The following is a 19619-nucleotide window of genomic DNA, read 5'->3' on the forward strand; positions in this document are numbered from 1 at the left end:
GGCGCACAGCGAAGTACGTCCACGTACTCACCTTGCCTTGGAGTTCGTCATGGTCACCACTGCAACATCCTCCGCACCGCTCATCGAAAAACATACGATTGGCTATGTGCCCCCGGAAGATCGCCACGGAAAGGTAAGAGATCTGTTCACCCTCTGGTTCGGCGGCAACATCGCGCCGCTGCCCATCGTCACTGGCGCCCTGGGTGTGCAACTGTTCCACCTGAACCTGGTCTGGGGCATCGTCGCGATCCTCGTCGGCCACCTGGTGGGCGGCGTGCTGATGGCGCTGCACTCGGCCCAGGGCCCGCAGATGGGCATCCCACAAATGATCCAGAGCCGCGCCCAGTTCGGCTCCCTCGGCGCCCTGCTGGTGGTGGTGATCGCCGGCGTGATGTACATCGGCTTCTTCGCCTCCAACATTGTCCTTGCGGGTAAATCCCTGCACGGCGTGGTCGACAGCGTCCCGGTTCCGGTCGGCATCGTCATCGGCGCCATCGGCTCGGGGATTATCGGCATCATCGGCTACCGCTTTATCCATGTGCTCAACCGCATCGGTACCTGGGTGCTGGGTGCCGGCATCGTGCTGGGCTTCGGCTACATCTTCACCCACGTGCAGACCAGCGACTTCCTCACCCGTGGCAGCTTCAACATTTCAGGCTGGCTGGCCACCGTGTCCCTGGCCGCGCTGTGGCAGATCGCCTTTGCGCCCTACGTTTCGGACTACTCCCGCTATCTGCCGGCTGACGTACCCGTCGCATCGACCTTCTGGACCACTTACCTGGGCACCGTCCTCGGCTCCAGCCTGTCGTTCATCTTCGGCGCCGTGGCGGTCTTGGCGACCCCAGTCGGCATGGACACCATGGAAGCGGTCAAACTGGCGACTGGCTCCATAGGACCGTTGATGCTGTTGCTGTTTTTGCTCAGCGTCATCAGCCACAACGCCCTTAACCTTTACGGTGCAGTGCTGTCGTTGATCACCCTGGTGCAGACCTTTGCTTATCGCTGGATCCCGACGGCCAAAGCGCGTGCGGTGATCTCAGTCGTCGTGTTGGCGGCCTGCTCGATTGCAGCGGTGTTTGCCTCGAAGGACTTTATCGGACACTTCGTGGACATGGTGCTGGTGTTGTTGGTGGTGCTGGTGCCGTGGACGGCGATCAACCTGATCGACTTCTATGCCATCCACAAGGGCAAATACGATATTGGCTCGATCTTCCGGGTCGATGGCGGGATCTACGGGCGCTACAACCCGCAGGCGCTGCTGGCGTATGCGGTGGGGATTGCGGTGCAGATTCCGTTCATGAACACACCGCTGTATGTAGGGCCGATCTCGGCACATATCAACGGGGCGGACCTGTCCTGGGTGGTGGGGCTGGTGGTGACTTCGCCACTGTATTTCTGGTTGGCGAATCGGGACAGTGCGTATAAGCGCCGGATGGCGGGGAGTAAGTTGGTGGGTAGTGCTTGAATGCATTTTGTGGGAGCTGTTGAGCCCCAGCGAGGCTGCGATAGGATCACCTCGGTGTTTCTGTCAGACCGCAGCGCCTGCATCGCAGCCTCGCCGGGGCTCGACAGCTCCCACATTGGATCTCCATTCCTTAACTGGACGGCATTCGGGCAAGCCTCTTTTCAATTGCGCAAAACCCGCTAGGATCGTGTCCTCGATCCTTCAAATCCGGTCACCTCAATGCCCACCCTGCACTTTCGCAACGCCGTTTCCGAAGACGCCACCCGCTGTTACCACATAGAAATTGGCGCCTACGAAGGTGACGAAGCCGCCACCCTGGAAAAGATCGCCACCCGCATTGACCTCTATCCTGAAGGCTTTCTGATTCTGGAAGTGGATGGTGAGGTAGTCGGTTTCATCAACAGCGGCTGTGCCCATGAAGTGGCCATGTCCGATGAATCGTTCAAGGAACTGGTGGGCCATTCGGCCGACGCGCCCAATGTGGTGATCATGTCGGTAGTGGTGGACCCGGCTCACCAGGGCAAAGGCTACGCAAAACAACTGATGGAGGCGTTTATCCTGCGCATGAAAGGCATGGGCAAGCAGACCATTCACCTGATGTGCAAAGACCAGCACGTCGAGCTGTACCAGCGGATGGGTTATCGCTACGTTCAGCCGTCCGCCTCTGACCATGGCGGTATGGCCTGGCATGAGATGGTCATGGATATCTAAGGTGGGCCGAGCCTTAAAATAAAAGGAATGAGATGAAACAGCACCTGATCGAAATCGGCGACAAAACCGATGCAGAGGCCGAGCATGTCATCGGCAGCGGTCTGGCGGCCTTTAACGAACAAATCGCCGGGTTTAATGATCGACGTCCGTTGAACGTGCTGGTCAAGGATCCCCACACCCGGGAGATCCTCGGAGGGATCACCGGAAGAACCACGTTGGGCATGGCCTTTCTCGACCTGTTCCATCTGCCGGATGCACTGCGTGGTTCAGGAATGGGGACCCAACTGCTGCGGGCGTTCGAGGATGAAGCGCGTACGCGTGGTTGCCGCTCAGCCGTGCTGTACACCATCAGCTTCCAGGCTCCCGGATTTTACGAGAAGAATGGATGGGTACGGTTTGGAGAAGTACCCTGTGATCCGCAAGGTACTCATCGTGTGTTCATGAGCAAAACGCTCTGAGACCTTTCAGTCATGGGTGTCCAACCGCTTGGTGAAGAGCCGGTTCTCATGGGTTTCATTCTGGAAGTTATAGGAAGGCGACCCCGCAAGCTCATAACCCCGCCGAGGGTAAAACGCCAATGCCCGCTCGTTGCCCACCCACACCGTCGCCCATAGCAACGAGGCTCCACCCGCGCAGGCTTGCCTTTTGGCTGCTTGCAGCAAGCTGTAGCCGATACCCAGACCGGTGAATCGCTCCTGTATGTAGAGCCGCTGCAGCTCGGCCACCTCGGGCGCCGAGATCAGTTCGTGGGGGGCAGCCAGGGCAACCTGCGCGAAGCCCACGAGATGGTCATTCGATTCGACAACGATAATGGATATACCCGGCTGGGCGATCAGCCTGGAGAGCGCCTCGGGGGAAAAGGCTTGCAGCGCCTCGGCAGCGATTGAGCCGCGAATACCTTGCGTGGCGTAGGTGTCGAGAAATACCTGCATGCCCAGCACGCCAAGGCACAACGCATCATCAGGTACTGCATCACGAATCAGGATCTCGGGAACATGAGCAGGGATCATTCAGGAACCTGTTTCAAGGTTAAGGAGTGCATCGTTTTATCACAGTGTGCTGCACACCGATTGCCAGTGTTGCTACGCCGAAGTAGGGTTAACCGTTTCCATCACGAGCAGGCCCCATCATGACTTGGTTTTCAGACCCCGACGCTGTCGCTCGTTACGCCGAAGGCCCCGTGAGATTGGTCCCAGGCTTTGATTCCCTGCAGCGGATGACAACGCTGCTGCTTCGCGAAAGCGTCCCGCCTGCGGGCAACGTGCTGGTGCTTGGCGCAGGCGGTGGCCTGGAGTTGAAGCGGTTTGCCGACAACGAGCCCGGGTGGCGATTCGTCGGTGTTGATCCGTCTGCTGAGATGCTCAAACTTGCCCAAGCGACATTGGGCCCGCTGGCAGAGCGGGTTGAGTTGCATGAAGGCTACATCGACACCGCGCCCGGCGGCCCATTTGATGGCGCCACCTGCCTACTGACCTTGCACTTCGTCCCGGCCGAAGAGCGGCTACGCACACTCAAGGAAATCTGGCGCCGCCTGTTGCCCGGTGCACCACTGGTTGTCGCCCATCACAGTTTTCCCCAGTCGCCCAACGAAAAAGCTCGCTGGCTGAAACGTTATGCGGCCTATGCGGTGGACTCCGGCGTACCCGCTTCAGACGCGGAGCGTGCGATTGCGGCGATCAGTGCCCAATTACCGGTGCTGGCTCCAGAAGCAGATGAAGAGCTGTTGAAGGCCGCAGGATTCGAAGGTGTCGAACTGTTTTATGCGGGGTTCAGTTTCAAAGGATGGGTCGCTTACAAGCCGGCTTAATCAACGTTCAACGCTGTTAAAAGCCTGCCAGGTAGCGTCGCTGCCTGGCATTGGGCAAGCCCGTCTCACCAACTCCCCGAAGCCCCGCCACCACCACTGGAGCCACCACCTCCGGAAAACCCGCCGTCGGAGCTGGAGCTTGAACTCGACCCCGAACTGCCACTGCCCCCGGAGTCTGAACCGCCTGCGACATTCCCGAAAATAACCAGTGCCGCACAGGAACTCATAGGGAAGGCCAGCAGCCAGCCGTTAAGCCCTTCGTCGAGCACAAAACCCGCCACCGCGTATACCGCGGCGACAACCGCCAACTGGATAAAAAACGCCACGCGGCTCTGGCTCCAGGCAGTCTTCATCAAGACAAACAGGAGCAGATACAGGCCCAGCACCACCAGTCCCGCCAGCGGCAGCACCAGCCAATAGATAAAGGACAACTCCCTCACGTAGTGATTGGTCAACAACAGACCTGTGGAGTACGACAGCAGGCCCAGCACCATGTAAAACACCGTTCTTGCCAGCCACAAGGCACCGAACAGCGCACCGCTCATCAGCATGAGGAACGGCACCGCCAGCGGGTAAATCGCCCACTCCCTGCCGCCGATGACAGCCACCAGCGTCAACGTCGTCGTCACGACCGCGAGGGTGGCCAGCGCTCCCCGCCAATGCAGCTTGCGAGCGCTGACCAGCACGCCGCCGACAGCGCCGAGGATCAGGGCCAGGAACAGCGTGTAAGCCTCCGGGGTCCAGGACCATGGGGCGTCTTGGGGAAGGGTTTCGCCGTCCACCAGCAGGACCAGGTCATTCACCCCTCGTTGCACGCCACCTGCGTAGTCATCCTGACGAAACGCCGGTTTGATGTGCTCCTCGATGATACGGTTCGCCAGCAGGTCGGTGACTGCACCCTCCAGGCCATAGCCAACCTCGATGCGCACCTTCCGTTCGTCCTTGACCACCAGTAACAGAATGCCGTCGTCGATACCCTTGCGCCCCAGCTTCCAGGTGCGGAACCAATGATTGGCGAACTCTTCGATACTGGCCCCGTCGGTCCCGGGCACCAGCAATACAGCGATCTGCGAGCCCTTGCGCTGTTCAAGGGCCGCCAGTTGCGCGATCAACTGGGCCTTGGTAGTCGAGTCGAGGGTGTTTGTGAGGTCGATCACCCGCTGGTCCAATACGACCTTGTCCAGGCCTGACGGCACGCTATCGGCTTGGGCCATCAAGCCCCAGCTTGCGAGGAAGGCCACCAGCACGCACAGCGCGCATTGCCGCAGAAATATCACCATCTCTTGTTTACCCGAACGATTCATCCTGAAAACGCCGCCTCTACCTTCCAAGAAGATGATCCGCGACCGCGCCCCGCAATGTGACTTCGACAGAACCGATCAGCACCACTCCACCGACCCCGTCCCATTGCACGGTCACTGTGCCCCCATCACATGCCACCTCGACGGTATCATCCAACAGTCCACGCCGGATCCCATTGACCACCGCGCCACAACAGCACGACCCCGACCCTTGCGGAATGCCACCACCCCGCTCCCAGATGCGAAGCCGGATACGGTTGCGGTCGATAATCTGGACAAAATGCACGTTGGTTTTGCTGGGAAACAGCGGATCGGTCTCGATCTTCGGCCCCATGCCTGCGACATCGATGGATGCCAGATCCTCGACGAAAAACGTGCAATGCGGATTGCCCATGCTGCACGCGGCGGGGCTCCCGGGCAGCGGTAAATGATAGGTGTCCATTGCCTGCGCAAGCGGAATCGCTTGCCAGTCGAGCAAGGGTTGGCCCATGTCGACCGAGACCTGTTGGCCCGACGCTCGCGCGCACGTCAGCAAGCCCCGCTGGGTCCTGAGCACAATGGAGGATGTACCGGCTTCGCGCATCAACATGTCGGCAACGCCACGGGTGGCGCTGCCACAGGTGTCGAGCACAGAACCATCGGGATTCCAGAACCGTATGCGCGCCGCCGCATCCTCGCAGTCCAGCACCAGTGCAAGCTGATTGAAGCCGATACCACGATGTCGATCCCCCAGGCGGCGGGCGACTTGAGCGGTGATTGGATCGCTTTGGCCGCGCAGGTCGATTACAACGAAATCATCGCCATGGGCATGCATTTTTACGAAGTTCAAGGTCATGCTTTGTCCTGTCCCCGCCGATTACTCTTGCTCAAGGATACTGAGACATCGGGTACTCCGTCACCCTTGCACAATGGATCTCAACCTGTAACCATCTATTTCAATATAGGGTGGGGGGGTATGGTATGTCGCACATTAAATCGGGTAAGGACGATCTGCTCAAACGCGTCAAACGGATCGCCGGGCAAATCCAGGCAGTAGAACGTGCCCTGGAGTCTGACGACGACTGCGGCAAGACCCTGCATCTGGTGGCCGCTACACGGGGCGCGATCAACGGGTTAATGGATCAGATCATTGAGGATCATGCCCGCGAGCATGTCGCCAACCCCGAGTTAAGCCATGAAGAACGGGCCAAAGGTGTAGAGGAATTGCTCGAAGCCATCCGCCGCTACTCCAAATAGGACGCCGTGACATGAACACTTCGCACACCAGTCACCTCCACGATCACGTGTTCCTGGGCGCCTCCCATGATGAAAACGCCAAGCGCACCTTATGGGTTGTTGCGCTGACGGTAGTCATGATGGTGGGAGAAATCGCCGCCGGTTACCTCACCGGTTCCATGGCGCTGCTGGCAGACGGGTTTCATATGGCAACCCATGCCGGCGCATTGGGTATCGCGGCGGCGGCTTACGCTTATGCCAGGCGCCATGCGTCAAGCCCCCGCTACAGCTTTGGTACCGGGAAAGTCGGTGATTTGGGCGGATTTGCTTCGGCGTTGGTGCTGGGGTTGGTGGCGATTGGCATCGGCATTGAATCGCTGGTGCGCTTGTTCGAGCCGACCCAGGTCGACTTCGGCACCGCGACGCTGATTGCAATCGCAGGCTTGCTGGTGAACATCGTCAGCGCCCTACTGCTCTCCGGCAGCCATGATCACCCTCCACATGACCATGGTCACGATCATGGCCATAGCCACCACGGGCACGATAACAACCTGCGTTCGGCCTATGTCCACGTGCTTGCCGACGCCCTGACCTCCATCCTGGCAATCGCCGCCCTGCTGGCCGGGCGTTATCTGGGTTGGGTCTGGCTGGATCCGGCGATGGGGATTGTCGGTGCACTGGTGATTGCTCGCTGGGCCTGGACCTTGATACGCGATACCTCGGGTGTACTGCTGGACCGTACGGATGACCACGTCGCCGAGGAAATCCGTGAGATTCTCGAGGCTTCAGGTGATGTAAAAATTACCGATCTGCACGTATGGCACGTGGGGCCGCAGGCTCGGGCAGCCATTGTGAGTGTGCTGGGCGACGCCAGCATCACCGCCGACACCATTCGCGAGCGGCTGGCGCCGGTGCATGAAGTGACCCATTTGACCGTGGAATATCGTAGTTTCTAGCCTGGCTCACTGACCGAAGGACCCACGATGCTCATTGTTTTCAGCGGCCTTCCCGGCACCGGAAAGACAACCATTGCTTCAGCATTGGCCAGACAAATCAGTGCCGTTTACTTGCGTATCGACAGTATTGAGCAGGCTATCCGGGATGCCGGAGTTCTCATGCAGGACGTGGGAACCAGCGGCTACAAGGTCGCCAATGCACTGGCGCTGAGCAATCTTGGGTTGGGGCACCGGGTCATCGTCGACTGCGTCAACCCGGTGAGTGAAAGCCGTACCGACTGGCGCGAAGTGGCTAAGCGTACAGGCGTGTCGCTGGTCAATATCGAGGTGGTTTGTTCCGATCAACAGGAACATCAGCGACGCGTAGAAACCCGCAAGGGTGACATTGCGGGCCTGACGCCACCCAGTTGGCAATCGGTGATAAGTCACGACTATGAGCCGTGGACGCAGGCTCCGTTTATCATCGACACGGCGCACGTGTCTGCGACTGAAGCCGTGGCGATGATTACCCGGAAATGTTTAGCCGATGCGCCTCAAAGCACACTTCCCATCGCCTTGAACAACGCCGGATCGCGTCCATAAATATCCGGCGCATACAGCAGCGCGCCTTGGCTATCCACCTGCACCGTCCAATACCCCAGCAACACCGGTACCGGCGCGGTGAGCCTGAACTCGTGAGTCAAGCCAGTGGCAATCAACTCGTCCGTACGGGTGCGCTCAGCCGGGCTGACCAACAGGTCCCGCAGATGCAGCGGTTCCTCTACCCTCACACAGCCTGAACTGAACGCCCGTGGCCCCTTGGAGAACAGCGGCTGGCTGGGGGTGTCATGCAGGTAGACCGAGTACGGGTTGGGAAAGCGCAGCACGATCCTGCCCAACGGGTTTCGCGGGCCAGCACCCTGGCGCAGAAGAATATTGCCGGGGCGAGACCAGTCGACCTTATCAGGGGACAGCGGGTTACCTGCGCTGTCCAGTACTTGCAGGTTCTGCTGACGCAGGTATTCAGGGTTCAAGCGGATGGCCGGTAGTTTGTCCTCGCGCAGGATGGTCGGCGGAATGGTCCAGGTGGGGTTCAATGTCAGCCGCGTGATCCGGGACTTCAATAACGGTGTCTGCCGTTCGGCGCGCCCCACTTGCAGGCGGGTCTGCCATACAGGCACTCCACCTTGGTAAAAACTCAGTTGGGCAGCCGCCACATTGACCAGCACGCCTTCGGGCTCCAGGTCCTGGGCCAGCCAACGAAAGCGCTCGAGGTTGATGCGCAATTGTTCGCGGCGTACCGCCGGGCTGACGTTCAGCTCGGTGACCGTTCCCGGCCCGATGACGCCATCGGCCTGCAGTGAGTGGCTTTGTTGGAACTGTTTGACGGCACTGACCAGGCTCCCCGTGTATTTCCCTGAAAGGCCGGTGGGAATACTGCTTAGATAGCCCCCACTGAACAACCGCTTCGCCAACTCGGAAACGCGGGCATCATTCATGCCCGGACGCAACAAGGGACCCTCGGCGATAGCGCCCCAATGGGCTAGCGGTTGCTGGCGTTGGGCGGCATAGGCCTTGCGCAGGCTGCGATACAGTTCGGCACTCGGGCGGGCCTGGTCGAATCCCTTGGACATGTCCTGGAGCCCCACACCGGCTATCGCCAGCACCTCGGCCTCCGGGTCCCGCGTCGGCGGCTGGGAGTGCCAAAGGGGCTCGAAACTGGCTTGTTGCAAGCGACCGTAATGCAGGTCCTGCAAGGCTTGCAGGTACTGCTGGCTGGTGCCGATATCAGTGCAGAGCACGTTGCCGGTGGCCGCGTCCACCGGTAACGGGTAGTGAGCAGGGTCCAGGCCGTCGTCGGCCAATAGCTGTAATTGGGTATGCAAAGCCGAGCGGCGGGCGCTGTCCGACCAGAGCTCAACGTTGCCCTGCTGCTGGTAAAAAAGCTGCAATCGACGCTCGCCCGGGGCATCCACCTTTCCTGCCAACCCGGGGCAAACGCTCGACAATTGTGCAAGAGCCAACTGTACTGGGGATGGCAGCTCGACGATCGACTCCTCGGCCGTCGCGACCAATGGTGCAACGAGCAAGCAAATGCTCAAGTAACATGCGTGTTTTTTGAACAATTGCTTTACTCCAATCCACCGGGGAGATGCTCTGTACATGCTGACTTTTTGCTGCCGACTCGGCTTGATCGCCACCACCCTGCTCGCGCTGTGTACTCCCGCGCTCGCCGGCAACAACAACCCTCCTACCTTGTATAGCAGCCTGGCCCGTACGGCTCCAGAACTCAATCCCGATGTTCTGAAAAGAGCCCTGAGCGCCATGCAGTGCGCCGTCGGCAATGGTATTGAACGCTCCGAGCGCCTGGCTGTGATCGACTACTCACTGCCCTCGACCGCTCGTCGCTTGTGGATCTTCGACCTGCGCAAGCAGAAGTTGGTTCTGCGGGACCTGGTGGCCCACGGGCAAAAATCCGGGGAAAACTTCGCCACCCAGTTCTCCAACCGTGAGGGCAGCTATCAATCCAGCCTGGGATTGTTCCGCACCCAGGAAAGTTATGAAGGCGCCCACGGCTATTCGCTGCGCATGGACGGCCTGGAGCCGGGCTTCAATGACCGTGCCCGGGACCGGGCGATTGTGATTCACGCCGCCGATTATGTAAGCCCGTTATGGAGCAAGCGCGAAGGCCGGATCGGCCGCAGCCAGGGCTGCCCCGCCGTGCGGCCACAGGTAGCGCGCCAGGTGGTGGACAAACTCAAGGATGGCCAGTTCATGTTCTCCTGGTACCCCGACCAGCGCTGGCTGAAGTCGTCGGCTTACCTCAACTGCAAACCACGGCAGATGGCCAGTGCCGGTTGAGGTAGTATCGGTCAGCCGAGCCTGACAAGAGAGAACCTCACATGCTTTTACACCAGTCAACGTGGATCGAGATCGAGCAGTTCCTGCAGCGCAGCCGCACCGTAGTGATTCCCATCGGTTCCAATGAGCAGCACGGCCCCACGGGCTTGCTGGGCACCGATTGGATGTGCCCGGAAATCATCGCCCATGAGGCGCAGAAAAACGCCGACATCCTGATCGGCCCGACCTTCAATATTGGCATGGCCCAGCACCATCTCGGCTTTCCAGGGACTATTTCCCTGCGCCCATCGACCTTTATTGCCGCGATTGGTGATTGGGTGCGCTCGCTGGCCGGTCATGGCTTCGAGAAAATCCTGTTTCTCAATGGCCATGGCGGCAACATCGCCTCGATTGAAGCCGCCTTCTCGGAGCTCTACGCCGAAGCCAGCTTTGCTCGCCGCCCAGCCGGGTTCGCGCTGAAGTTGTTTAACTGGTGGGACCTGGAAGGTGTTGGCGAACTGGCGCACCGGCAATTCCCAGTCGGCCATGGCAGCCATGCCACACCCTCAGAGATCGCCGTCACGCAATGGGCCTATCCGGACGCGATCAAGTCGGCGCACTACTCGCCGCAAATCGCCAACACCGGTCCGATCCGCGAAGCCAAGGACTTCCGCGCACGCTTCCCGGACGGTCGCATGGGCTCGGACCCGGCCCTGGCGACACCGGAAAAAGGCGGTGAGTTGGTAGCGCTGGCGGCCAAAGGTCTGGTGCAGGCAGTCGATGCCTTCAGCCGAGAGCCCAAGCCGGACTGACAGGACTAAAAACTAAGGGCGAACACTATCCCTGTCGCGAGGGGGCTTGCCCCCGTTGGGCTGCGAAGCAGCCCCAATAAGATCGCTGAGTTTTTTTCAGATAGACCGAGGTGGCAGGCTTTAGGGCTGCTACGCAGCCCAACGGGGGCAAGCCCCCTCGCCACAAGTCACTCTCCACCCGCCTACAGGCATTCCTTTGCCACCTGTTCAAACCGCGATGGCTTGAACGTCGACGCCAGCGGCTTGCGCTCATACAAAAATACCTTACCGCCGGTGGAAACCTTATAGGCCTCCAACACATTGTCGGCAGCAATCTTGCTGGTCACCACAACCCTGACATGGCGCGAGGACTGCGACACCGTCGGCGTCAGGGAGTTTTTCTGCAACTTGGGCACAACGCATTGAATGTAGGCGTCGGGGGTTTTATTCGTCTCCAGGGTCAGTGTTGGAGCATTAGGAGCCGAGGCACAACCGACCAGCAATAAAGAACCAATGGCCATAACTGGCACAAATAAGAGACGCATATAAATTCCTGAAAATAAAAAAAGGGGCACTTCAACCCGCCGCCACCAGCGACTTGAGCGAGGCATCGAACTGCTTCAACGCGGTCAGTTGCACGTCACGCTGACGCTCGATTTGCGCAGCGATCTCGGGTGCAGCTTTGTTATGTACCCAGACCGAAGGCATCTGCTGCTCCACCGAGCCCTCTGCCTTGGCGATGTATTGCAAATTCGCGTCATAGAACGTGGCGACAAAACGTGCCTGGACCTGGCTATTACGCGGGGTCAACAGCTGGTTATGGGTGTCCAGCATCACCACCACATCGGGGTGAGCCTGCACCAGGGCATCGAGGTTGTCGTAGACAGTCACCGACAGGAACGTACTCTGCAGTGAACTCATCAACCAGTCGATTGCCAGTTCTGGGTCGGAACTGTTGACGAATGCCTGGCGAATCCGCCCATCCAGCGCGTTCTGGGCGCCATTCTCGGCCATGGCGTGATAGCGTTCAAGGTAATGCAGGTTATCAAGGGTGTTTTCGCTGTAGAGCACTCCCACTGATTGCGCGTGTTGCAGGGAGCTCGTACTGCCAGCGATGGGCAACAGATGGCAGCTTTGAGCCTCATCGGCATAGACCGGCGCCGCGAGCCCACTGCCCAGCATCAGGGCCATCAAAACCAGTTGGGTGAACGTCCTCATCGCGCAAGTTCCTTGAGTAGCCTCTTCGGTGAAAGCATTTTTCCGTGTTTCCCGAAAAAACAGAACTTGCATTTCTTGATGGTGACTATTATCTGAACCAATAGTGTCGCACTAACGGCCCAACAAAAACTTATAAGGATCCTGCCATGAAGCCCCACCAGAAAACCTTCGACCGAATCCGCGAAGCCGTATTACCGGAGTTTCGCGAGCGGGTTGCCGACTACCTGGTCGACTATGAAAACGTCCTGCAAGAACCGGCAGCAGACGGCGACCGTGCATACGCCAGCGCCCAGCAATTGCGAGGCTATTTGCGCGGATTGAACACAACCCGGGTGCTTGGCATGGCAGATTGGGAAGATCTCGATCGCCGGGTTGTGCAGGCCTGGTTGACTACAACGCCGGCCGCTGCTGATTGACCCATTCTTGCACCGATGGTCGCTGCCATTGGCGCTTGGCGTAGTTCACCAACTCGGCGGGCACACGGTCACCGTTGAGAATCAGCCGATTGAGCATCACAGCCAGGTCGACATCAGCAATCGACCACTGGCCAAACAGGTACTCACGGTTGTCCGCCAGCAACGCTTGCGCGGCACTGAGCAACTTGCCTGCCGCCACCTGGGCCGCGGGTGACAAAGGCGCTGACTTGACGCCGTAAAACACCACCAGGGTGGAACGCTCCTGGCGAATCGACAGCAAGTCGCTGCGTAACCAGGCCTGCACTTGCCGCGCCCTAGCCCGCTGACGTGGCTCTGCTGGGTACAGCGGTGTCTGCGGGAACACTTCCTCAAGGTACTCGGTGATCGCCGAGGACTCCGACAACGCAAAATCGCCGTCTACCAGCGTGGGCACCCGTTGGGTCAGGGACAGATTGGCAAAGCCTTGCGCGTTGTTTTCGCTGGCATCCAGATCCAGCGTGAGCACTTCAAACTCAAGACCCTTCTCGCGCAGGGCCACAAAGACCGACATCGCGTAAGGGCTGGTGAACTGAGCATCTACGTACAGACGTAACGGGCGGTTATTCACGGCGCGATCTCCAGAGGTGAAAACCCAGCCTACGAGATCCGCCAGCACAAATAAAATGCAGGATTCTTATGGGGGCATTCCTGACTGGAATGCATTGAGTAATGGCAATACTATGGCAACTCGATTTATTCAAGGAACGAACAAATCATGAAACAAGCAGTTGTCGTCATCCACGGCATCGGCGAGCAGCGCCCAATGGACACCCTGCGCGGCTTTGTGGAGGCGATGGTACCGACGGAGACGCCCGAGGGAACGCCCACCTACTGGAGCAAGCCCGACCGATTGTCACGCAATTTTGACCTGCGGGTACTGAAATCCCGGGGCCGCAGTACCACCGACTTCTACGAGTACTACTGGGCGCACAAGATGCAGGGGACCAAGGTCGGTCATCTACTCAGCTGGCTGTGGGACCTGTTCAAGCGTCCGCGTCGGGATATTCCCCAGGCAATCGTACCGATCTGGCGCGCTACCCGTTGGACGTTGCTGGTATTCGTGCTGCTGGTGGCCAGCGGTACACTCGCGACGATTTACGGCCGGTTTACCCACGACGCCAACCCGTTCGCACTGATCCCGTTGCTGCTCGCCGGAATCGGTATCGCACTGAAGTTTTCCGCGCTGTCCTACCTCGGCGATGCCGCCCGCTACCTGAGTTCCAACCCGCAGAACGTGGTGATCCGTGAACAGATCCGTGCCGATGGCGTTGAACTGCTACGCGGGTTACACCAGCAAGGCTACGATCGGATCATCGTCGTGGGCCACAGCCTGGGCAGTGTGATTGCCTACGATATCGTCGGTTACCTGTGGTACGAACATTATGACCAGTTGAGCAACGTAACCCCGGCGAACCAGGCACTCGTCGAGCGTTATGCCAACCATGAAAAGCTGCAACCGGTGGTTCAAGACACGTTGCCAAAGGCCGGAAGAAACCTCGACGGACGCCTGCAGAACATCCTGAAGTTTCGTGAGCAGCAGAGCGAAGCCTTCCTGGAGCAGCGCGCCCTCGGCAACCCCTGGCGCATCACCGACCTCGTCACCATCGGCAGCCCGATGGCCCACGCCAGCCTGTTGCTGGGCCGCAGCGTGAGTGACTTCAAGCAACGCATCGCACGGTGCGAAGCGCCGGCCTGCCCGCCCACACTCGACGAAAAAGGCTACGGCTACAACGCGCAATCCCCCGTGATACTGGGGCAGAGGCCCTTTACGCCACTGCACCTGCATCATGCAGCGGCCTTCGCCGTCACCCGCTGGACCAACCTCTACTTCCCCGCCCCCTTCGGCCTGTTTGGCGACATTGTCGGCGGGCCGGTCATGCCGGTAATGGGCGCAGGCGTGCTCGACTTGCCGGTGAGCGTGAGCAAATGGAAAGGGTTTCTGGCCAAGTCCTGGCTCAGCCACACCCACTATTGGAGCGAGCGTGACGGTAAACGCGGCTACCTCGACGGATTGACGTTCGATGATTCGGCGATCACCAACGGTGAACGGCCATCAGCGACCGAAGCCCTGCGCTGGGCTGTCGACCTAAGGGGCGGACGACGTTTTCGCCCGGTGGGTGCCAGGGAAGCGTTGGTGGAGTCTGAAGCCTGATTGTTGTGAAGATCTAACAAGCTCAGTGAAACCCTGTGGGAGCTGGCTTGCCTGCGATAGCGGTGGGTCAGTCAACATCCATGCTAGCAGTGCCGACGCCATCGCAGGCAAGCCAGCTCCCTCATCGGGCTTAACCCGAGAACCCACCCGCCGTCAGAAAAGCACGCTCCTCATCCGTGGTCTGTCTAGCCAGCACCTCATTACGATGAGGAAAGCGTCCAAACCGATCAATGATGTCCGCATGCTCCTCGGCCCACCGGTAGGTGTTAGCGTCGAGCTGTTTGTTCAACACCAGCGACCGCTGCTGATCCTCCACGCTTTCTGAATGCTCCAACGGCAAATAGCAAAACGCCCGCAATGAGATATCGACCTGTTGATCCATCCCGGCATCGATCATCCGGCGCGCGTAGAAGCGCGCAAGCGGGTCGGTTGCGAACATGTGGGCGGTGCCACGAAAAGAGTTGCGTGGGTATTGATCAAGCAACAGAAGCAAGGCCAACGCCCCTTCCGGACTGTCCATCCAGTGTTCCAGTTCACGCCTGGCGGCCTGGAAGTGGGCAGTATGGAAGGTGTCGCGAAATTGGTTATCAAACGCGTCGTCTTTTTTGAACCAACTGGCCGGGCCGGCCTGAGTCCAGAAATCGACGACCGACTGGGCAGTTGAATGGGCAGCATTGGGCACGATTGAGGCCTCGGGATCAGGAGCGAACAACTACTGTAACGCCGTAACGACGCAAGAGCATCCCTCGAATCCACGCAATGCCGGCTCGCGAGTGCGAGCCGGCGCCTCCTCAAAGACGACCGTAAGCGCGTGCCGTGCGGTCGACAGCCATGCGGGTCTTGTCCACCAGCTCGTCGATATCGGCGTGGCTGGCCACCAGCGCCGGCGCCATGATCATACGGCCCAGGGTAGAGCGAATAATCAGGCCTTCTTCAAAACCAAACGTACGGCATTGCCAGGCCATTTCGTTCTCGTTGGCAAACCGTTTGCGGCTGGTTTTGTCTTCTGCGAACTGCAACGCAGCGACCAACCCGGTGCCCTGAATCTCGCCAATCAATGGATGGTCGGCAAAGACTTCACGCAAACAGCGCTGCAAGTAAGGCCCGGTTTCCTGTTTGACCTGGGTAACGATGCCCTCATCGCGCAGCGCCTTCAGGTTGGCGATGGCCACAGCCGCCGCCACCGGGTGCCCGGAATAGGTCAGGCCGTGGGCGAATACCCCGCCCTGCTCCACCAGTACCTGGGCCATGCGTTTGGACAGAACCAAGCCGCCCATGGGGATGTAGCCGCTGGTCAATCCCTTGGCGATAGACAGCGTGTCCGGCTCAAAACCGAAGTACTCGTGGGCAAACCATTCACCCGTGCGACCGAAGCCGCCAATCACCTCGTCAGCGCACAGCAGCACGTCGTACTGACGGCAGATACGCTGGATTTCGGGCCAGTAGCTCTCAGGCGGAAAAATCATCCCGCCCGCGCCCTGGAACGGCTCGGCAACAAATGCCGCGACGTTTTCAGCGCCCAGTTCAAGGATCTTATCTTCCAGCTGTCGAGCGGCGCGCAGGCCGAACGCTTCGGGGCTCAGCTTGCCTTCATGGGCAAACCAGTAGGGCTCGTCGATATGCGCAACGTCCGGGATCATCCCGCCCATTTCATGCATCGACTTCATGCCACCCAGTGCCGTGGCGGCGAGGGTCGAGCCGTGATAGCCATTCCAGCGACCGATCATGATCTTCTTTTGCGGCTTGCCCAGGATCTGCCAGTAGCGGCGCACGGTACGGATCAACACCTCGTTGGCTTCGGAGCCGGAGTTGGTGTAGATCGCGTGGCTGTAATGGTCAGGCAACAAGCTGAAGAGCAACTCGGACAACTCCACCACCGCCGGGTGGGTGGTGTGGAAAAACAGGTTGTAGTACGGCAACTGCTCCAGTTGATGGCTGGCTGCTGCGGCCAGGTCCTTGCGTCCGTAACCGAGGTTGGTGCACCACAGGCCCGACATCCCGTCCAGGTAGCGCTTGCCATCGCTGTCCCACAAGGCCAGGCCCTCACCCCGCACAATCACGCGCGGACCTTCCGCATTCAACGCCTTCTGATCGACAAAGGCATGGATATGGTGGGCAGCGTCGAGAGCCTGGTATTCGGCCGTGCTACGCGGGGCATCGAGTCTGATGTTCATTGCAGGTCTCCTTGATTATCAGTTTTATGAGTACTGGCAAGCAGGTGTTGACCGCATAGTGTTAGGAAGTGGGGAATGGCGAAATTAGGATTTTTATTGTCGCAGGGAAGGAAAAAACTACTGGCTTACCGTTCCCTGTAGCCGCTACCGAGGCACGAGGCTGCGATGCGGTCCGCAGGATCGCCCTTGGGGCCGCTGCGCAGCCCATCGCAGCCTCGTGCCTCGGCAGCGGCTACAGGTATCAGGTATCAGGTATCAGGTATCAGGCCAATTCGGAACGCAGTTGACGCGCCGCAGTGACCATATGAATCAACGCCGCCTCAGTCTCCGGCCAGCCGCGGGTTTTCAAACCACAATCCGGGTTGACCCACAGGCGCTCGGCCGGAATCCGCTTGGCCGCCTTGCGCAGCAGGTTGGCCATTTCCGAAGCCTGCGGCACCCGTGGCGAGTGGATGTCGTAGACGCCCGGCCCGATGTCGTTCGGGTAAGCGAAGGCTTCGAAGGCGTCCAACAGCTCCATGTCCGAACGTGAGGTCTCGATGGTGATCACGTCGGCGTCCATGGCCGCAATGGATTCGATCACGTCATTGAATTCGCTGTAGCACATGTGGGTGTGGATCTGGGTTTCATCACGCACCCCGGAGGCACACAAGCGGAACACTTCAGTGGCCCAATCCAGGTAGTGCTGCCACTGCGCCTGGCGCAACGGCAAGCCTTCACGGAACGCCGCTTCGTCGATCTGCACGATCTTGATGCCGGCCGCTTCCAGATCCACCACTTCATCACGAATCGCCAGGGCGAGTTGGCGGGCCTGTACTTCGCGGCTCACGTCTTCCCGTGGAAAGGACCACATCAACATGGTCACCGGGCCGGTCAGCATGCCCTTCATCACCTTGTCGGTCAGGCCTTGTGCGTAGCGGATCCACTCTACGGTCATGGCTGTCGGGCGACTCAGGTCACCAAAAATCACCGCCGGTTTCACGCAACGGGAACCGTAGCTCTGTACCCAACCAAAGCGAGTGAACACGTAGCCGTCCAGTTGTTCGGCGAAGTACTCGACCATGTCGTTACGTTCAGCTTCACCATGAACCAGCACGTCCAGGCCAAGGTTCTCCTGCACCTCAACCGCGTGACGAATCTCGCTGTGCATGGCTTCGACGTATTCGGCCTCGCTCAACTTGCCGGCCTTGTACGACTGACGAGCCAGGCGGATCGACGCGGTTTGCGGGAACGAACCGATGGTGGTGGTCGGGAACAGCGGCAGGTTCAGGCCGGCGCGTTGTTTCTCGATACGCGTGGCAAACAGCGAATCACGCTGGCTGTCCTTGGCAGTAATCGCGGCGACACGTGCCTGAACGGCGGGCTTGTGAATGCGTGGCGAAGCGGCACGAGCAGCCTGGACAGAACGGCTTTCAACCAGTGCGGCAAGCACCTTGGGCGCTTCAGGCTCGTTGACCGCCTGGGCCAGGACGGCAACTTCTTCGCACTTTTGTACGGCGAAGGCCAGCCAGCTCTTCAGTTCGGCATCCAGCTTGTCTTCACGCCCCAGGTCCACCGGGCTGTGGAGCAGCGAGCAGGAAGGCGCAACCCACAGGCGCTCACCCAGGCGCTCATGAGCGTGCTGCAGAGTCTCCAGGGCTTTTTCCAGATCGCAACGCCAGACATTACGGCCATTGACCACGCCCAACGACAGGATTTTGTAGGCCGGCAGACGGTCAAGAATCGTCGGGTATTGCTCAGGCGCCCGCACCAGGTCGATGTGCAGACCGTCCACTGGCAGATTGGCCGCCAGGCCGAGGTTCTCTTCCAGGCCGCCAAAGTAGGTGGCAACCAACTTCTTCAGTGGGTCGCGCTGAATCAGGTTATAGGCACGCTCAAAAGCGTTTTTCCAATCCTGCGGCAGGTCCAGCACCAGGATCGGCTCGTCGATCTGCACCCACTCCACACCCAGGTCTGCCAGGCGCTGGAAGATCTGGCCGTACAGCGGCAGCAGGCGGTCCAGCAGGTCGAGTTTATCGAAGTCGCCGCCCTTGGCCTTGCCCAGCCACAGGTACGTCAGCGGGCCAATCATGACTGGCTTGACGGTGTGACCCAGGTCACGCGCCTCCTTCACTTCTTCGAAGAGTTGATCCCAGCCCAGCTGGAATTGCTGATCAGCGCTGAATTCCGGGACCAGATAGTGGTAGTTGGTGTCGAACCACTTGGTCATTTCCTGGGCGTGAGCACCGCCACAGCAACTGTCGCTGACGCCACGAGCCATGCCGAACAGGGTTTGCAAGGTAGCTTTGCCATCGACCGGGCGGAAACGCTCAGGGATTACGCCAAACATCAACGAGTGCGTCAGCACCTGGTCGTACCAGGCGAAGTCGCCGGCGGGCAGCAGTTCGATACCGGCTTTCTTCTGCAAGTCCCAATGGGTCTTGCGCAGTTCACGGCCCACGGCACGCAGGCCAGCTTCGTCCAATTCGCCCTTCCAAAACGCTTCCTGCGCTTTCTTTAGTTCACGATCGCGTCCAATGCGCGGAAATCCAAGGGAATGAGCGACGGCCATGAC

21 protein-coding genes are annotated in these 19619 nt (G+C 59.5%); 11 read left to right on the plus strand and 10 right to left on the minus strand.

Annotated features, from left to right (window positions below):
• The first annotated feature begins 49 nt into the window (after positions 1-49).
• The 3 genes from HKK55_RS12010 to HKK55_RS12020 all read left to right on the plus strand — a co-directional run bounded on the left by HKK55_RS12010 (position 50) and on the right by HKK55_RS12020 (position 2634).
• The gene (locus tag HKK55_RS12010; protein WP_169354878.1) at positions 50-1465 is read left to right on the plus strand and encodes a cytosine permease; all 1416 of its coding nucleotides are present in this window, start codon (positions 50-52) and stop codon (positions 1463-1465) included.
• 219 nt (positions 1466-1684) lie between these two features.
• On the plus strand, positions 1685-2176 hold the full coding sequence (locus tag HKK55_RS12015) for a GNAT family N-acetyltransferase (protein WP_169354879.1): 492 nt from the start codon (positions 1685-1687) through the stop codon (positions 2174-2176).
• A 32-nt stretch (positions 2177-2208) separates the two neighbouring features.
• The gene (locus HKK55_RS12020; protein WP_169354880.1) at positions 2209-2634 is read left to right on the plus strand and encodes a GNAT family N-acetyltransferase; all 426 of its coding nucleotides are present in this window, start codon (positions 2209-2211) and stop codon (positions 2632-2634) included.
• 6 nt (positions 2635-2640) lie between these two features.
• Here the strand turns inward: HKK55_RS12020 and HKK55_RS12025 are convergent, their stop codons facing one another.
• Positions 2641-3186, minus strand: coding sequence for a GNAT family N-acetyltransferase (locus HKK55_RS12025; RefSeq protein ID WP_237151342.1), 546 nt, complete (start codon positions 3184-3186; stop codon positions 2641-2643).
• 119 nt (positions 3187-3305) lie between these two features.
• On the opposite strand from HKK55_RS12025, the gene HKK55_RS12030 reads away from it, so the two are divergent.
• On the plus strand, positions 3306-3983 hold the full coding sequence (locus tag HKK55_RS12030; RefSeq protein WP_169354881.1) for a class I SAM-dependent methyltransferase: 678 nt from the start codon (positions 3306-3308) through the stop codon (positions 3981-3983).
• A gap of 65 nt (positions 3984-4048) precedes the next feature.
• Here the strand turns inward: HKK55_RS12030 and HKK55_RS12035 are convergent, their stop codons facing one another.
• Positions 4049-5263 carry a YgcG family protein gene (locus HKK55_RS12035; RefSeq protein ID WP_169357839.1) on the minus strand — a complete coding sequence of 405 codons (1215 nt, stop codon included), beginning with the start codon at positions 5261-5263 and terminating at the stop codon, positions 4049-4051.
• Between the two features lie 40 nt (positions 5264-5303).
• Positions 5304-6119, minus strand: coding sequence for a diaminopimelate epimerase (gene dapF, locus HKK55_RS12040; RefSeq protein ID WP_155583919.1), 816 nt, complete (start codon positions 6117-6119; stop codon positions 5304-5306).
• Positions 6120-6244: 125 nt separating this feature from the next.
• On the opposite strand from dapF, the gene HKK55_RS12045 reads away from it, so the two are divergent.
• The 3 genes from HKK55_RS12045 to HKK55_RS12055 are packed head-to-tail and all read left to right on the plus strand — an operon-like array spanning position 6245 to position 8037.
• The gene (locus HKK55_RS12045) at positions 6245-6520 is read left to right on the plus strand and encodes a metal/formaldehyde-sensitive transcriptional repressor (RefSeq protein ID WP_169354882.1); all 276 of its coding nucleotides are present in this window, start codon (positions 6245-6247) and stop codon (positions 6518-6520) included.
• A gap of 11 nt (positions 6521-6531) precedes the next feature.
• The gene (gene dmeF / locus HKK55_RS12050; RefSeq protein ID WP_169354883.1) at positions 6532-7455 is read left to right on the plus strand and encodes a CDF family Co(II)/Ni(II) efflux transporter DmeF; all 924 of its coding nucleotides are present in this window, start codon (positions 6532-6534) and stop codon (positions 7453-7455) included.
• Positions 7456-7482: 27 nt separating this feature from the next.
• Positions 7483-8037, plus strand: a complete 555-nt coding sequence (locus HKK55_RS12055) for an AAA family ATPase (protein WP_169354884.1) — start codon at positions 7483-7485, stop codon at positions 8035-8037.
• Here the strand turns inward: HKK55_RS12055 and HKK55_RS12060 are convergent.
• Positions 7989-9560 (minus strand): murein L,D-transpeptidase, encoded by a 1572-nt coding sequence (locus tag HKK55_RS12060; RefSeq protein ID WP_169354885.1) that lies wholly within the window; start codon positions 9558-9560, stop codon positions 7989-7991. The two genes, HKK55_RS12055 and HKK55_RS12060, sit on opposite strands and share 49 nt — an antisense overlap.
• A gap of 37 nt (positions 9561-9597) precedes the next feature.
• Here HKK55_RS12060 and HKK55_RS12065 point away from each other — a divergent pair, with 37 nt between their 5' ends.
• Positions 9598-10296 (plus strand): murein L,D-transpeptidase catalytic domain family protein, encoded by a 699-nt coding sequence (locus HKK55_RS12065; protein WP_169354886.1) that lies wholly within the window; start codon positions 9598-9600, stop codon positions 10294-10296.
• 41 nt (positions 10297-10337) lie between these two features.
• Positions 10338-11087 (plus strand): creatininase family protein, encoded by a 750-nt coding sequence (locus HKK55_RS12070; protein ID WP_169354887.1) that lies wholly within the window; start codon positions 10338-10340, stop codon positions 11085-11087.
• 182 nt (positions 11088-11269) lie between these two features.
• On the opposite strand, the gene HKK55_RS12075 is transcribed toward HKK55_RS12070, so the two are convergent.
• Both HKK55_RS12075 and HKK55_RS12080 read right to left on the minus strand, forming a co-directional pair.
• Positions 11270-11611, minus strand: coding sequence for a hypothetical protein (locus HKK55_RS12075; protein WP_169354888.1), 342 nt, complete (start codon positions 11609-11611; stop codon positions 11270-11272).
• A 31-nt stretch (positions 11612-11642) separates the two neighbouring features.
• The gene (locus HKK55_RS12080) at positions 11643-12284 is read right to left on the minus strand and encodes an ATPase (RefSeq protein ID WP_169354889.1); all 642 of its coding nucleotides are present in this window, start codon (positions 12282-12284) and stop codon (positions 11643-11645) included.
• A gap of 146 nt (positions 12285-12430) precedes the next feature.
• Between HKK55_RS12080 and HKK55_RS12085 the strand changes: the two genes are divergently transcribed.
• Positions 12431-12700, plus strand: a complete 270-nt coding sequence (locus HKK55_RS12085; RefSeq protein WP_169354890.1) for a hypothetical protein — start codon at positions 12431-12433, stop codon at positions 12698-12700.
• On the opposite strand, the gene yfcF is transcribed toward HKK55_RS12085, so the two are convergent.
• Complete coding sequence (yfcF, locus tag HKK55_RS12090; RefSeq protein WP_169354891.1) at positions 12675-13307, minus strand: glutathione transferase; 633 nt, start codon at positions 13305-13307, stop codon at positions 12675-12677. The two genes, HKK55_RS12085 and yfcF, sit on opposite strands and share 26 nt — an antisense overlap.
• Positions 13308-13454: 147 nt before the next feature.
• On the opposite strand from yfcF, the gene HKK55_RS12095 reads away from it, so the two are divergent.
• Positions 13455-14891, plus strand: coding sequence for a hypothetical protein (locus HKK55_RS12095; protein WP_169354892.1), 1437 nt, complete (start codon positions 13455-13457; stop codon positions 14889-14891).
• Between the two features lie 130 nt (positions 14892-15021).
• Here HKK55_RS12095 and HKK55_RS12100 read toward each other — a convergent pair whose 3' ends face one another.
• The 3 genes from HKK55_RS12100 to metE form a co-directional block, all read right to left on the minus strand.
• Positions 15022-15603, minus strand: coding sequence for a DUF924 family protein (locus HKK55_RS12100; RefSeq protein ID WP_237151343.1), 582 nt, complete (start codon positions 15601-15603; stop codon positions 15022-15024).
• A 79-nt stretch (positions 15604-15682) separates the two neighbouring features.
• Positions 15683-17065: an aspartate aminotransferase family protein gene (locus tag HKK55_RS12105; RefSeq protein ID WP_169354894.1), complete on the minus strand. Its 1383-nt coding sequence runs from the start codon at positions 17063-17065 to the stop codon at positions 15683-15685.
• 262 nt (positions 17066-17327) lie between these two features.
• Positions 17328-19616: a 5-methyltetrahydropteroyltriglutamate--homocysteine S-methyltransferase gene (gene metE, locus HKK55_RS12110; protein WP_169354895.1), complete on the minus strand. Its 2289-nt coding sequence runs from the start codon at positions 19614-19616 to the stop codon at positions 17328-17330.
• Between the last annotated feature and the right edge of the window lie 3 nt (positions 19617-19619).

The sequence above is a fragment of the Pseudomonas sp. ADAK18 genome, assembly GCF_012935695.1.
Lineage (GTDB): Bacteria > Pseudomonadota > Gammaproteobacteria > Pseudomonadales > Pseudomonadaceae > Aquipseudomonas.